We start from the raw sequence: 14,459 nt of genomic DNA, 5'->3' as shown, positions 1-14,459 counted from the left end.
TGACCCCGACGGGACTCGAACCCGTGTTACCGCCGTGAAAGGGCGGTGTCTTAACCGCTTGACCACGGGGCCATATGGCTCCACAGGTAGGACTCGAACCTACGACCGATCGGTTAACAGCCGATAGCTCTACCACTGAGCTACTGTGGAATAATGAAATTGCCTGGCAACGTCCTACTCTTGCGGAACGTAAGTCCGACTACCATCGGCGCTAAGGAGCTTAACTACTGTGTTCGGCATGGGAACAGGTGTGACCTCCTTGCCATTGTCACCAGACAATGAACTGTATAAAAAATTATACATTCAAAACTAGATAGTAAGTAAAATTTGATAATGCCAAACAAAACACTTTTAAATTTGATTAAGTCTTCGATCGATTAGTATTCGTCAGCTCCACATATCGCTATGCTTCCACCTCGAACCTATTAACCTCATCATCTTTGAGGGATCTTATAACCGAAGTTGGGAAATCTCATCTTGAGGGGGCTTCATGCTTAGATGCTTTCAGCACTTATCCCGTCCATACATAGCTACCCAGCGATGCCGTTGGCACGACAACTGGTACACCAGAGGTATGTCCATCCCGGTCCTCTCGTACTAAGGACAGCTCCTCTCAAATTTCCTGCGCCCACGACGGATAGGGACCGAACTGTCTCACGACGTTCTGAACCCAGCTCGCGTACCGCTTTAATGGGCGAACAGCCCAACCCTTGGGACCGACTACAGCCCCAGGATGCGATGAGCCGACATCGAGGTGCCAAACCTCCCCGTCGATGTGAACTCTTGGGGGAGATAAGCCTGTTATCCCCGGGGTAGCTTTTATCCGTTGAGCGATGGCCCTTCCATGCGGAACCACCGGATCACTAAGTCCGTCTTTCGACCCTGCTCGACTTGTAAGTCTCGCAGTCAAGCTTCCTTATGCCTTTACACTCTATGAATGATTTCCAACCATTCTGAGGAAACCTTTGAGCGCCTCCGTTACTCTTTAGGAGGCGACCGCCCCAGTCAAACTGTCCATCTGACACTGTCTCCCACCATGATAAATGGTGCGGGTTAGAAATCCAACACAGCAAGGGTAGTATCCCACCAACGCCTCGACGTAAGCTGGCGCTCACGTTTCAAAGGCTCCTACCTATCCTGTACAAGTTGTACCGAATTTCAATATCAGACTACAGTAAAGCTCCACGGGGTCTTTCCGTCCTGTCGCGGGTAACCTGCATCTTCACAGGTACTATGATTTCACCGAGTCTCTCGTTGAGACAGTGCCCAAATCGTTACGCCTTTCGTGCGGGTCGGAACTTACCCGACAAGGAATTTCGCTACCTTAGGACCGTTATAGTTACGGCCGCCGTTTACTGGGGCTTCGATTCGTAGCTTCGCCGAAGCTAACCACTCCTCTTAACCTTCCAGCACCGGGCAGGCGTCAGCCCCTATACATCACCTTACGGTTTAGCAGAGACCTGTGTTTTTGATAAACAGTCGCTTGGGCCTATTCACTGCGGCTCTCCTGGGCGTTAACCCTAAAGAGCACCCCTTCTCCCGAAGTTACGGGGTCATTTTGCCGAGTTCCTTAACGAGAGTTCGCTCGCTCACCTTAGAATTCTCATCTTGACTACCTGTGTCGGTTTGCGGTACGGGCACCAAAATTCTAGCTAGAGGCTTTTCTTGGCAGTGTGAAATCAACGACTCGAGGAAACAATTTCCTCTCCCCATCACAACTTGACCTTAAGAGTGCCGGATTTGCCTAACACTCAGTCTCATTGCTTGGACGTACAATCCAATAGTACGCTTCGCCTATCCTACTGCGTCCCCCCATCGCTTAAAACGAAATTTGGGGTACAGGAATATCAACCTGTTATCCATCGCCTACGCCTATCGGCCTCAGCTTAGGACCCGACTAACCCAGAGCGGACGAGCCTTCCTCTGGAAACCTTAGTCAATCGGTGGACGGGATTCTCACCCGTCTTTCGCTACTCACACCGGCATTCTCACTTCTAAGCGCTCCACATGTCCTTGCGATCATGCTTCAACGCCCTTAGAACGCTCTCCTACCACTGTCCTTACGGACAATCCACAGCTTCGGTAATATGTTTAGCCCCGGTACATTTTCGGCGCAGTGTCACTCGACTAGTGAGCTATTACGCACTCTTTAAATGATGGCTGCTTCTAAGCCAACATACTAGTTGTCTGGGCAACGCCACATCCTTTTCCACTTAACATATATTTTGGGACCTTAGCTGGTGGTCTGGGCTGTTTCCCTTTCGAACACGGACCTTATCACCCGCGTTCTAACTCCTAAGATAAAATTGATTGGCATTCGGAGTTTGTCTGAATTCGGTAACCCGATAAGGGCCCCTCGTCCAAACAGTGCTCTACCTCCAATAATCATTACTTAAGGCTAGCCCTAAAGCTATTTCGGAGAGAACCAGCTATCTCCAGGTTCGATTGGAATTTCTCCGCTACCCACAACTCATCCGCTCACTTTTCAACGTAAGTCGGTTCGGCCCTCCATTCAGTGTTACCTGAACTTCAGCCTGGTCATGGGTAGATCACCTGGTTTCGGGTCTACGACCAAATACTCAACGCCCTATTCAGACTCGCTTTCGCTACGGCTCCACATTAACTGCTTAACCTTGCATCAAATCGTAACTCGCCGGTTCATTCTACAAAAGGCACGCCATCACCCATTAACGGGCTCTGACTACTTGTAAGCACACGGTTTCAAGTTCTATTTCACTCCCCTTCCGGGGTACTTTTCACCTTTCCCTCACGGTACTGGTTCACTATCGGTCACTAGAGAGTATTTAGCCTTGGGAGATGGTCCTCCCGGATTCCGACGGAATTTCTCGTGTTCCGTCGTACTCAGGATCCACTCAAGAGTGAACAAACTTTCGACTACAGGATTATTACCTTCTTTGATTCATCTTTCCAGATGATTCGTCTAATTTGTTCTTTTGTAACTCCGTATAGAGTGTCCTACAACCCCAACAAGCAAGCTCGTTGGTTTGGGCTCTTCCCGTTTCGCTCGCCGCTACTCAGGGAATCGATTTTTCTTTCTCTTCCTGCGGGTACTAAGATGTTTCAGTTCCCCGCGTCTGCCTTCAGATATGCTATGTATTCACATATCGATAACACGACATAACTCGTGTTGGGTTTCCCCATTCGGAAATCTCTGGATCAAAGCTTACTTACAGCTCCCCAAAGCATATCGTCGTTAGTAACGTCCTTCGTAGGCTTCTAGTGCCAAGGCATCCACCGTGCGCCCTTAATAACTTAATCTTTTCGACCTTCAACACGATAAATCGGTTGAAAACCTAAAATGTTATTAATCTGTGAGTGTTCTTTCGAACACTAGCGATTATTTCTATTTTTTTGAATTCAAGCTTTTTAAAACTCTAATTCACTCGGTTTTGCTTGGTAAAATCATAAATTTTACTTACATATCTAGTTTTCAATGTACAAAATAACGCAATGAATACTCGTAATGAGCATTCAAAACTGAATGCAATATGTCAATGTCATTCCTCTTCATCTTCTCAAGGAAGATGTTCCGAATATATCCTTAGAAAGGAGGTGATCCAGCCGCACCTTCCGATACGGCTACCTTGTTACGACTTCACCCCAATCATTTGTCCCACCTTCGACGGCTAGCTCCATAAATGGTTACTCCACCGGCTTCGGGTGTTACAAACTCTCGTGGTGTGACGGGCGGTGTGTACAAGACCCGGGAACGTATTCACCGTAGCATGCTGATCTACGATTACTAGCGATTCCAGCTTCATGTAGTCGAGTTGCAGACTACAATCCGAACTGAGAACAACTTTATGGGATTTGCATGACCTCGCGGTTTAGCTGCCCTTTGTATTGTCCATTGTAGCACGTGTGTAGCCCAAATCATAAGGGGCATGATGATTTGACGTCATCCCCACCTTCCTCCGGTTTGTCACCGGCAGTCAACCTAGAGTGCCCAACTAAATGCTGGCAACTAAGTTTAAGGGTTGCGCTCGTTGCGGGACTTAACCCAACATCTCACGACACGAGCTGACGACAACCATGCACCACCTGTCACTTTGTCCCCCGAAGGGGAAGGCTCTATCTCTAGAGTTTTCAAAGGATGTCAAGATTTGGTAAGGTTCTTCGCGTTGCTTCGAATTAAACCACATGCTCCACCGCTTGTGCGGGTCCCCGTCAATTCCTTTGAGTTTCAACCTTGCGGTCGTACTCCCCAGGCGGAGTGCTTAATGCGTTAGCTGCAGCACTAAGGGGCGGAAACCCCCTAACACTTAGCACTCATCGTTTACGGCGTGGACTACCAGGGTATCTAATCCTGTTTGATCCCCACGCTTTCGCACATCAGCGTCAGTTACAGACCAGAAAGTCGCCTTCGCCACTGGTGTTCCTCCATATCTCTGCGCATTTCACCGCTACACATGGAATTCCACTTTCCTCTTCTGTACTCAAGTTTCCCAGTTTCCAATGACCCTCCACGGTTGAGCCGTGGGCTTTCACATCAGACTTAAGAAACCGCCTACGCGCGCTTTACGCCCAATAATTCCGGATAACGCTTGCCACCTACGTATTACCGCGGCTGCTGGCACGTAGTTAGCCGTGGCTTTCTGATTAGGTACCGTCAAGATGTGCACAGTTACTTACACATTTGTTCTTCCCTAATAACAGAGTTTTACGATCCGAAAACCTTCATCACTCACGCGGCGTTGCTCCGTCAGACTTTCGTCCATTGCGGAAGATTCCCTACTGCTGCCTCCCGTAGGAGTCTGGACCGTGTCTCAGTTCCAGTGTGGCCGATCACCCTCTCAGGTCGGCTACGTATCGTTGCCTTGGTAAGCCGTTACCTTACCAACTAGCTAATACGGCGCGGGTCCATCTATAAGTGATAGCAAAACCATCTTTTACTTTAGAACCATGCGGTTCCAAATGTTATCCGGCATTAGCTCCGGTTTCCCGAAGTTATTCCAGTCTTATAGGTAGGTTACCCACGTGTTACTCACCCGTCCGCCGCTAACTTCAAAGGAGCAAGCTCCTTATCCGTTCGCTCGACTTGCATGTATTAGGCACGCCGCCAGCGTTCATCCTGAGCCAGGATCAAACTCTCCATAAATGAATTATGATGTTTGATTAGCTCATAAAATACTAATTTGTGTGTTATCTCTAACACGTTTGAACCAACAATTTAATGTTGTGTTCGGAATTAACGTTGACATATTGCAATTCAGTTTTCAATGTTCATTTGGATAATTCCTTTATTACTATACCATTTCAATTGACGTTGTGTCAATAAAAAATTAATATTCTTTAACAATCATTTAACATTACTCTAATAATATTAAAGTATTTTTTATAAAGTTTCAAGTATATTTTTTACACTTTTTCGAAATTGAATTAAATAATGTTTTTGTCGTTTTTGACGACTTTTATATAATATCAATTCCACAAGAGAAAGTCAATACTTTTTTGTTTATTGTGATTTGTTACGTTTACACTGTATCGTGCTTTCGTTGGTCACAAGAAATAATTCTACCACCATTCAAAAAAATTGCAAGAGAAAAGTGGGTAAAAATTAAATTAATTTCTACCCACTCCTTAAATACTACTATTTACTAGTCTTTTCAATGATTTGTTGTGCCATTGATTGGTATATTTCTCCTAATCTATCATCTGGTTGATAAATGGAAGGCGCGAAATCTTTTGGATTCCATGATGGTTGTTCTAATGGTAGGTGACCTAATAAGTCTGTTTGTAATTCTTCAGCAAGCTTTTCACCGCCACCTGTTCCAAATACATATTCTTTATTTCCAGTTTCTTCGCTTTGGAAGTAAGACATGTTTTCTATTACACCTAAAATCGTGTGTTCAGTGTGTTTTGCCATTGCTCCAGCTCTTGCTGCAACAAATGCTGCAGTAGGATGAGGTGTTGTTACAATAATTTCTTTACTTGATGGCAACATCGTATGTACATCTAAAGCAATATCCCCTGTACCTGGAGGTAAATCTAAAATTAAATAATCTAAATCTCCCCATCGTACTTCAACAAAGAAATTCGTAAGCATTTTCCCTAACATTGGGCCTCTCCATATAACTGGTGCGTTCTCTTCAACAAAGAAAGCCATTGAAATTACTTTCACACCATGACGTTCAACTGGTATGATTTCTTTACCTTGTACCCCTGGTTTTTCATCAATTCCCATCATGTCTGGAACGCTAAAGCCATAAATATCAGCATCAACTAGACCAACTTTTTTACCTTCTCTAGCTAATGATACTGCTAAATTGACTGCTACTGTTGATTTTCCAACGCCACCTTTACCAGAAGCGATAGCTATAAACTCTACAGGATTGTCTTTAGATAATAAGCCTTCTATTGTTTGTTGCTCGTCATCACTCGTACCTCTATATTGTTCTACTACATCAGATGGTAATTCTTCAAATCTGATGCCAACTGTATTAGCCCCATTTTCTTTTAATACTTCCACTACGGCCATTTGTAAATCTAATTGAGGTTGTCCCCCTAATTGAGCCATAGCTATTTTGACACTTACATGCTCTATTTCTTCTTTAATAGTAACCTCTATTATTCCATCAGTTTCTTTTAAAGGTACATTTATTATTGGATCTTTTAATTCTCCAACAAGTTCTTTAACTTGCTCAGTCGTTAACACAATGCGTCCCCCTCTTTATAAAATAATCATTATTTATATTCTAACAAACAAAACTTAAGTTTGCTTTAAATAGTTTATATTCAGTATAAATATAATCAGCTTATTAAAAAAGAAGTTAGCTCACTTCACTCTCTATTAAAGAATAAATAAACTAACTTCTTAAAGTAATTGCTATATGTCTTTCTTAAATGGTTACTTTAACTATCGGAGATAAAGTTAAAGTATTACAGTTTCTACTATATATTAACATTATATTCATTCTTCATAATCACAACAGTTAAAGTGCTTCAATTAACTGTTGTGATTTTCTAAAATAAGATGCTTATTTTCCATTTAAGTTTTCACTATCTGGATAAAATATTTCCTTACATATAAATAAGAGTCCAATGATAAATACAATCACCCAAAAATCAATATTTATATAAGTGTAATGGATATGCACTATGAAGTAAAATAGCAAAGTTGTTACAGTGAAAGTAATTAAGTGATAAGTTAACCCTTTAAAATATGGGTTATCTGGTAATTTTTTTCTAAAGTAATCCATTAAATTCTCTATTATAAACAAATTGAAATAACCTAATACAATATAACTACCATAATAAATTAAGTTATCGTAAAAGTTTTTGTTATATCCAAAATACGCAAGATGGAAATAAATTAGGATTCTACTCAAACCATATAATCCAAATCCTAAAAATGTTAAAAATATAGCCCCAGAAATAATAAATACCGAAAGTACAATAAGCGTTGTAAATAAATATTTTATATATTTCATTGCTTACTGTCCTCCCTTTTCACTCTATTTCGATATTCCGTTTAATAATCACCTAACTTTTATTACAACCTCGCTAGTATTTATTATTAAAACTATAATCGCATAAACTATATTACCATTATAACAACTCACTACCAAATACAAATTAACACGAAGCTCTACTCTTCAAATTATATCGTTTATTGATGAAGTAAATCATGTTTTAGTTATATAGATACAGTTTACTAATTAGATTCTTGTTTCTGTTCTTTATAAAACATAATCCATAAAACTATTAGTATAATCAATATAATTAAACTAAGTAAGATAACATTGTGTATTTGCAGACTGATAAAAGTGAACGATAAAGCATAAACGTAACCCATTACAGTAGAACCTATTGAATTACCTAAACTCTTAGTTAATGTATAGAGTGACATCATCCGCTTCATATTATTTAATGAAGTCTCTTCTTGAGTTATAACACTATCTTTTGTATAAACTGTGCCAAAGCTAACCCCTGCAAGTAATAAACTAAATGCTATAAATAATGGCGATTCGGTGCCTATAAATATTAAAATGCCACATAGCATTAATAGTGTGAAAGCAAAAATATATAATCCTTTTCTACTCATTCTAACCTCTAATTTATCTAATGAAAAATTAAGCGCTAACCAAGCAAATGAAATTGGAAATATTACAAAGCCACTTTGTAATGGTGAGAGGCCCATTTCTTCTTGTAAATAAATAGGCATATATAAGTTGTAACCCATCAAAATAATTGCATAAGCAAAATCAGTAAAGAATATTAAAATAATTGTCTTATTAAATTCTGTAACTGGTACAAATGGTGTTTTTATGTTTTTTTCATTTTTGTATAGAACCACTGCCATTATACAAGCTAAGATAAGTGAAATGATGTTTAAATATAAATTCGCTTTATTCATAACTGTAAATATTAAAAAGAAGATTAATACATAGAAGTACGTTAAGCCCTTCACGTCTAATTTATTTTTTGCAGTTGTATTTTCATTTTCAAAATGGAATGTGATTATCACCAATACCATAGCAGCAATTGCAATCGGAATATTCACGAAGAATAACCAGTGCCACGTTGCAAATTCTAAAACAGTTCCTCCCAAAACCGGGCCAATAATGCTAGAAATCCCCCACACACTACCAACAATTCCCATAATTTTATAACGTAATGGGATTTCAAAGGCAAGTTTAGGTACTATTTGACTCAATGCCATCATTACACCAGCACCTAAACCTTGTATAAAACGAGACATGATAAGTATCTCGAAAGTGCCACTTATTCCGGATAAGAAACTTCCTATAGTAAAAAGCAATAATCCTAAAAGTGTGATATAAATAATTTTCGTTCGATCTAGTAGTTCTCCTACAATCGGATTAGCTATGACAATTGCAATAAAATAAACTGCGAAAATCAATGAAATGGATGAAGTAACATTTAAGTCATCTCTTATAGTAGGAATTGCTAAAGAAACAATTGATGTTTCGATGGCAGACATAAACATAATTAATATTAATGCAACTACGACACCTAAAGACTTAATATTCATAATCTACCTCCTTGCATAACAAATTAAAATTCTTTTAGCATAATCAGAGCAATTACTATGTAGTAATAAGTTTCAAATCGACTTTTTGAGGCTAGGGCAGAAATACATGTTACAGTCTAAATCTTTCTTTTTTTAAAAAAAGAGCGGGATAGAAATCAAAATCTGATTTCATATTCCCGCCCCCACAAAGCCTACTAAAAAATAATACAAGAGCCGAAACTCTTGCATAAGTACTTAAAACAAGCCGATATATATCAGACAGCTAGTGCCCATATAATAATTGCTTTTAAAACATAGATTTATGTCCTAGAGACTACTAAATCTATGTTTTTTTAGAATTACATAAAATATAAAATAGCTATAAAATGAAATACGGATGCAATTACTATAAAGAAGTGCCAAATCATATGAAAATATGGACGATCTTTTTGTGCATAGAACCATGCTCCAACGGTATAAGCAATCCCACCAAATAGTATAAATAGCATAAATGTTACCGATGAATCGAAAATAATTGTCGGTAAAAATAAAACGCCAATCCATCCCATAACTAAATACATAGTTAAGCTCAATTTATGACTAACATTTTTAGCTAAAGATTTGTATAGAATACCCCAGAGTGTAATACCCCAAAGTACTGCCATTGCAGTCCATCCTAACCATCCACCAATTAACACTAAACATATTGGCGTATATGTTCCAGCAATTGCAACATATATCATACTGTGATCAATAATTCTGAGTATATATTTATGCGAAGAATTATTAGGCATCGCATGATAAATCGTTGAAGATATAAGCATTAGGAAAATACTTATCACATATAGCGAAACGCTAAATGAACCTAATATGCCATGATCCAAAAAACTTTGTATTGCTGCATAAGGCAATACACATAAAGCAATGAATGCAGCTGCCCCATGTGAAACTGCATTTCCAATTTCCTCACCAAATGTTAAAGGTACAATATTTTTAAATGTTTTAGCCACTTTGCTATTATCTACATCTACTGTATGAGACATAAGTGTAACCACCTTTTTTATATCAAATTCATACGTTTCAAATCAGCTGTAGCTGTTTCAACACTATCTTTACCTTCTTTATTTTTTAAAGGAGAAAACTCTTCTTCTCTCGGTACTTGTAATGTAATAAAGCTATTAGCATATTGGAAAATATCAAAATAGAATAATTCAAACTTAAGTGTCGGTTGCTCAATTACGCCAAAATCATCATCTAACTGTTTTAGTTTTTTAATCGCTAAATGATATGGCAATGCATGATCAACCACATTGTTAATAAATAAAAGTTTAAATGTATGTATTCCTATATTAGCGTTATTAAATTCATTAGCAACTTCAGGGTCTAATTCTGAATATTCAAGTACAGTATCTTTTTGATTAGCTGTCACTAATCTACCAACACTTTCTCCCTCTTTAGGTTGAATTGACTTTGTAGTGATATCCATACTTTTTTGGAATGTATAACCTGCAAATAATGGATCCAATACTTTCACAAGAACGTTATCAATATTATTCAAGAAAATATATTCCACTCCATTGTCTGTCATTTCATCTAAATAGCCTGAATTTTTAAGTGATTTAAACACGCCACCATTACCGTTAGGCGTTTCTAGGATATTACCATCTACGTCTAAAACTAACTTGCCTTCTTCAGATAAGGCAACAATGTTCTCTTGCTTGAAAAAGTGCACATGTGTTTTATCATATCCAAAATAATCTTTAGCTTCGAAAAATAGTTGTGTTTCTTTGTCATTTACTTTGCTAGTCATGATATACCAATCGACAGCTACACCTGTTTGCTCTTTTAATGATATTAATTGTTGTGCTTGAATTTCAAATAAACTAACGCCTTCAATTTCAAACGAACCTTTAGGTCCTTTATAACCTAAACGCGTCCCTTGTCCACCTGCCATTAATAACACTGCAAATTTACCTTTTTGAATTGCGTCTAAACCAACTTCTTCATATTTTTTGATTTCTTCTTCTGAAAAATCATTTTTAACATCATATTTCACCTCATTAATAGAGGAAACGTCATCGATTACTTTTTTATTTACATACAAATCTTCGTATAAATCTTGAATATCAGATAAGTTTAAAGAGTCTACTTTATTAGCCAATTGTTCTTTCTCATTTGTACTCATTAGTTTTTCAAATTCAATTAAATGGTCTTGATTAAACTTTTCTAAACCTTTCTTATCTAGCATGTTCTCTCTCCTTAATATTCAAATATTAGATAAAAATAGTATCTTATTACTGACTTGAATATATAATTTCACTATTTGTACTTTATATTATTATGATTATATGCACAACCTTAATCATAACCATTTAAAAAAACAGCTGCTTAATAAATGGTTGAAAAAACACATAAGTTGCGCCTATAGTTAACGCGCTCGCAAGTGATAAATCAACGAGACCACCTGTTTTAAAAACTAAAGGGAATTTCACACTGATTGGGATAGGATATAAAAATTTAACTCCCCTAGGTGTTAACATATCTAGTATAACATGAGACAGCATTCCTAATATAATCGTAATTAAATAATAAATTGGCGTTTGAATAGCATATAATAAACAAATTATAATTGAAATAAATAATAGCGAGTGTGTAAATGTCCTGTGACCAAATAATAATCTAATAAAAAAGCTCAAAACTTTAAATCGTCTACCAATTTTACTTTGTGCATGACAAATATCAGGTAATAAACTTGATATAACTGCAAGCGTTATAACCGTAATTGATGTAAACAAATCTGTATGAAAATATTCTATAGTTAATGCGCCTACTAATAAACCGCATGATGCGTGGGTTTTACCTGTCATTTTCACTTCTCCTTATCGCAATATATTTTATCATATCTTTTATATCAATGCGAACGTACTTTCGGAAAAAACACTGAGTATAACATATTAAATAAAAGTATCACACATTTACTTGAAAACGGTTGCATGTTATTGTATGATATAGCTATAAATTAATTAAAGGATGTGTTCTAGATATGGCAATGACAGTTAAAAAAGATAACAATGAAGTAAGAATTCAATGGAGAGTTGCAGATATTAAGATTCCAACAAGTGATATTAAGAACATTTCACAAGATCAAAATATCCATGAAATTCCAAAATTAGATAGAAACAAAGTTTCGAGAATTGGTTCTACTTTCGGAAAAACGAACCGTGTTATCATCGACACTAATGACCATGAATACATTATTTATACGCAAAATGATCAAAAAGTATATAATGAAGTAACAAAATAATATTAAACAATTAACAATAAAAAGACGCAATTCTAACCCCACGTTAGAATTGCGTCTTTTTTATATTAATCACGACTTAAACATATAAGGGATATCAATTAACCTCTAATTCACAATGATGATATACTATAGCTAAATCTTAGAAAGTGGGTGCATATCATGTACGTTGTTACGAATAGAATTGATGTTAAAAAAGGTTTTGCAGAAAAAATGGCGCCTAATTTTACAAAAAAAGGCAAAATAAATGAATTAGAAGGATTCCGTAAAGTTGAAGTTTGGCTAATCGAAGACGAAACAGATTACGATCAAATGTATGTGAATACTTGGTGGGATTCTGAAGAAAATTTCAAAGCATGGCTTGAAAGTGATGCGTTTAAAGAAGCACACGCAGGTAAGTCAAAATCTAAAAGTGAAGATTCACCAGTCATAGGGAATAAAGTTGTTAAAGCAAATGTTTTATCAACACTTAATTAATCAGATACGTTTGTAAGTTTAAATACAACAAAACAGTAAATATTGCAAAACACCCCGAAGATTAGTTTTTCAATCTAACTTTCGGGGTGTTTTAATTGTATTCATATTCATAATGTTTTTAAACTAATTAAAATATAGATGCGCCATCAACGCTATAATCGGTAATGCAATAATTGTTCTGATTAAGAAAATAACAAATAGTTTAAAGATACTGACTGGAATTTTCGAGCCTAATATCACCCCACCTACTTCTGATAAGTAGATTAACTGACTAATACTTAATGCACCGATAACGAATAATGTAATATCATTGCCTACGCCCTCAATTAATATAGAAGGTAAAAACATATCGGCAAAGCCTATTAATATTGTTTCTGATGCTTGAGCAGCTTCAGGAATTTGCAGCAATTCTAAATATGGTACAAATGGTTTACCTATAATTGCAAATATTGGTGTGTAGGTCGCAACGATTGTCGCTAGTGTACCTATACTCATAACAACTGGTAAAATAACAAACCACATATCTACAACTGTTTTAAGTCCCGATTTGAAAAATGATTTGAATCCTGGTGCATTAATACCTGTTTCTGTTGCCATATCAAAACCGTGACTTAATGCTGTTTTATTTTCTGGTAATTTTTCCGTTCTCATTTCTTCAGATACTTCTTTTGAGTATTCGTCTTTGATAGATTTTAATGGCCAGACTCTTGGCAAAATCAATGCACAAACAATACACGAAACAATAACTGAAAAGTAGAAATAGAAGAAATGGTTTTGCATATGTACTGTTTCCGCAATGACGATAGCAAATGTTATAGATACTACACTAAAGGTAGTAGCAATAACTGTTGCCTCACGTCTAGAATAAAAACCACTTTCATATTGCTTACTTGTTATTAATACCCCTACTGTGCCATCTCCAATAAACGATGCTAAGTTATCCACTGTAGAACGCCCTGGTAATGTGAATAAAGGTCTCATAATAGGTCTAAAGATTGGACCTAAAAATTCTAACAATCCATATTCCATAAGTAATGGTAAAATAATGCTGCAAATAAGAATACAGCAACTAATGTTGGCAATAAACTTTCAAATACAAGCCCGCCAGTGTCTGCAGAATATATTACTTCAGTACCAACTTTCAAATAAGTCATCCATACAAAGACAACTGCTAATATTCTTAATAGCAACCAGACGATGTTCACATTAAATGCATTATATAAAAGACCGTCTGGTTTTAATTTATTTTTCAGTATTGTAGAGCATAAAATCGATAATATGCCTGATATTGTGACAATCAAAACAATAATTAATGGCATGGCATTCCCTAGCACATCTTGTAATAGTCCTGCTAAAAACGCAACGGGTAATGTGGTTTGTTTAACACCATCTTCAGTCACAGTAATAGGTACTAAAAACAAGATAATACCAATTAATGACATGACAATGAATTTTAATCTACCTCGTACTAATTGTGATTTACTATATTTATTCATTTCATTCACCCCTTAGGTGTTTATATTTTTATATACACTTAAAAAAGCAACAGCAATAATTATAACCTATTATGTATAAATATGTAAATCAATAATTTTAGGTTTTTATTGCCTTCTTGTATATGTATAAATAAAATAATTGACTCTAATATTATTTAGGGTCAATTACACTTTATACGAAAACGCTTAC

At 36.9% G+C, this 14,459-nt stretch carries 8 protein-coding genes, 2 tRNA genes, 3 rRNA genes and 1 pseudogene; 2 read left to right on the top strand and 12 right to left on the bottom strand.

Annotated elements, in window-relative coordinates:
• From AOB58_RS12665 to AOB58_RS12615, 11 genes are all read right to left on the bottom strand, one after another.
• A tRNA-Glu gene (locus AOB58_RS12665) sits at positions 1-72 on the bottom strand.
• Between the two features lie 3 nt (positions 73-75).
• Positions 76-150: transfer RNA gene (locus tag AOB58_RS12660), tRNA-Asn, on the bottom strand.
• An 11-nt stretch (positions 151-161) separates the two neighbouring features.
• A 5S ribosomal RNA gene (rrf, locus tag AOB58_RS12655) occupies positions 162-276 on the bottom strand.
• Positions 277-357: 81 nt separating this feature from the next.
• Positions 358-3,279, bottom strand: a 23S ribosomal RNA gene (locus AOB58_RS12650).
• A gap of 287 nt (positions 3,280-3,566) precedes the next feature.
• Positions 3,567-5,119: ribosomal RNA gene (locus tag AOB58_RS12645) — 16S ribosomal RNA — on the bottom strand.
• Together the 16S, 23S and 5S rRNA genes with 2 tRNA genes alongside form the textbook arrangement of a ribosomal RNA operon.
• A gap of 492 nt (positions 5,120-5,611) precedes the next feature.
• Positions 5,612-6,676: an Mrp/NBP35 family ATP-binding protein gene (locus AOB58_RS12640; RefSeq protein WP_002507016.1), complete on the bottom strand. Its 1,065-nt coding sequence runs from the start codon at positions 6,674-6,676 to the stop codon at positions 5,612-5,614.
• A 322-nt stretch (positions 6,677-6,998) separates the two neighbouring features.
• On the bottom strand, positions 6,999-7,451 hold the full coding sequence (locus tag AOB58_RS12635; RefSeq protein ID WP_002507014.1) for a SepA family multidrug efflux transporter: 453 nt from the start codon (positions 7,449-7,451) through the stop codon (positions 6,999-7,001).
• 224 nt (positions 7,452-7,675) lie between these two features.
• Positions 7,676-9,016, bottom strand: coding sequence for a multidrug efflux MFS transporter SdrM (gene sdrM / locus AOB58_RS12630; RefSeq protein WP_064783544.1), 1,341 nt, complete (start codon positions 9,014-9,016; stop codon positions 7,676-7,678).
• A 338-nt stretch (positions 9,017-9,354) separates the two neighbouring features.
• On the bottom strand, positions 9,355-10,038 hold the full coding sequence (gene trhA / locus AOB58_RS12625) for a PAQR family membrane homeostasis protein TrhA (RefSeq protein WP_021340028.1): 684 nt from the start codon (positions 10,036-10,038) through the stop codon (positions 9,355-9,357).
• 17 nt (positions 10,039-10,055) lie between these two features.
• Positions 10,056-11,243, bottom strand: a complete 1,188-nt coding sequence (locus AOB58_RS12620; RefSeq protein ID WP_064783543.1) for a UTP--glucose-1-phosphate uridylyltransferase — start codon at positions 11,241-11,243, stop codon at positions 10,056-10,058.
• 124 nt (positions 11,244-11,367) lie between these two features.
• Positions 11,368-11,862, bottom strand: coding sequence for a metal-dependent hydrolase (locus AOB58_RS12615; protein ID WP_002507010.1), 495 nt, complete (start codon positions 11,860-11,862; stop codon positions 11,368-11,370).
• 176 nt (positions 11,863-12,038) lie between these two features.
• On the opposite strand from AOB58_RS12615, the gene AOB58_RS12610 reads away from it, so the two are divergent.
• Both AOB58_RS12610 and AOB58_RS12605 read left to right on the top strand, forming a co-directional pair.
• Complete coding sequence (locus AOB58_RS12610; protein ID WP_002507009.1) at positions 12,039-12,299, top strand: SunI/YnzG family protein; 261 nt, start codon at positions 12,039-12,041, stop codon at positions 12,297-12,299.
• Positions 12,300-12,458: 159 nt separating this feature from the next.
• Positions 12,459-12,773 carry a heme oxygenase gene (locus AOB58_RS12605; protein WP_002507008.1) on the top strand — a complete coding sequence of 105 codons (315 nt, stop codon included), beginning with the start codon at positions 12,459-12,461 and terminating at the stop codon, positions 12,771-12,773.
• A 123-nt stretch (positions 12,774-12,896) separates the two neighbouring features.
• Here AOB58_RS12605 and AOB58_RS12600 read toward each other — a convergent pair.
• Positions 12,897-14,269, bottom strand: a pseudogene (locus AOB58_RS12600) (YjiH family protein).
• Positions 14,270-14,459 lie beyond the last annotated feature (190 nt).

The sequence above is a fragment of the Staphylococcus sp. AntiMn-1 genome, assembly GCF_001663395.1.
Lineage (GTDB): Bacteria > Bacillota > Bacilli > Staphylococcales > Staphylococcaceae > Staphylococcus > Staphylococcus equorum.
The sequence above is the reverse complement of the archived record's forward strand: the minus strand, read 5'-3'. Positions and strand labels throughout refer to the sequence as shown.

What these genes read in the sequence shown, in the direction of transcription:
- AOB58_RS12635 (WP_002507014.1), bottom strand. Translation starts at nt 7,451, where the DNA reads ATGAAATATATAAAATATTTATTTACAACGCTTATTGTACTTTCGGTA.
- sdrM (WP_064783544.1), bottom strand. Translation starts at nt 9,016, where the DNA reads ATGAATATTAAGTCTTTAGGTGTCGTAGTTGCATTAATATTAATTATG.
- trhA (WP_021340028.1), bottom strand. Translation starts at nt 10,038, where the DNA reads ATGTCTCATACAGTAGATGTAGATAATAGCAAAGTGGCTAAAACATTT.
- AOB58_RS12620 (WP_064783543.1), bottom strand. Translation starts at nt 11,243, where the DNA reads ATGCTAGATAAGAAAGGTTTAGAAAAGTTTAATCAAGACCATTTAATT.
- AOB58_RS12615 (WP_002507010.1), bottom strand. Translation starts at nt 11,862, where the DNA reads ATGACAGGTAAAACCCACGCATCATGCGGTTTATTAGTAGGCGCATTA.
- AOB58_RS12610 (WP_002507009.1), top strand. Translation starts at nt 12,039, where the DNA reads ATGGCAATGACAGTTAAAAAAGATAACAATGAAGTAAGAATTCAATGG.
- AOB58_RS12605 (WP_002507008.1), top strand. Translation starts at nt 12,459, where the DNA reads ATGTACGTTGTTACGAATAGAATTGATGTTAAAAAAGGTTTTGCAGAA.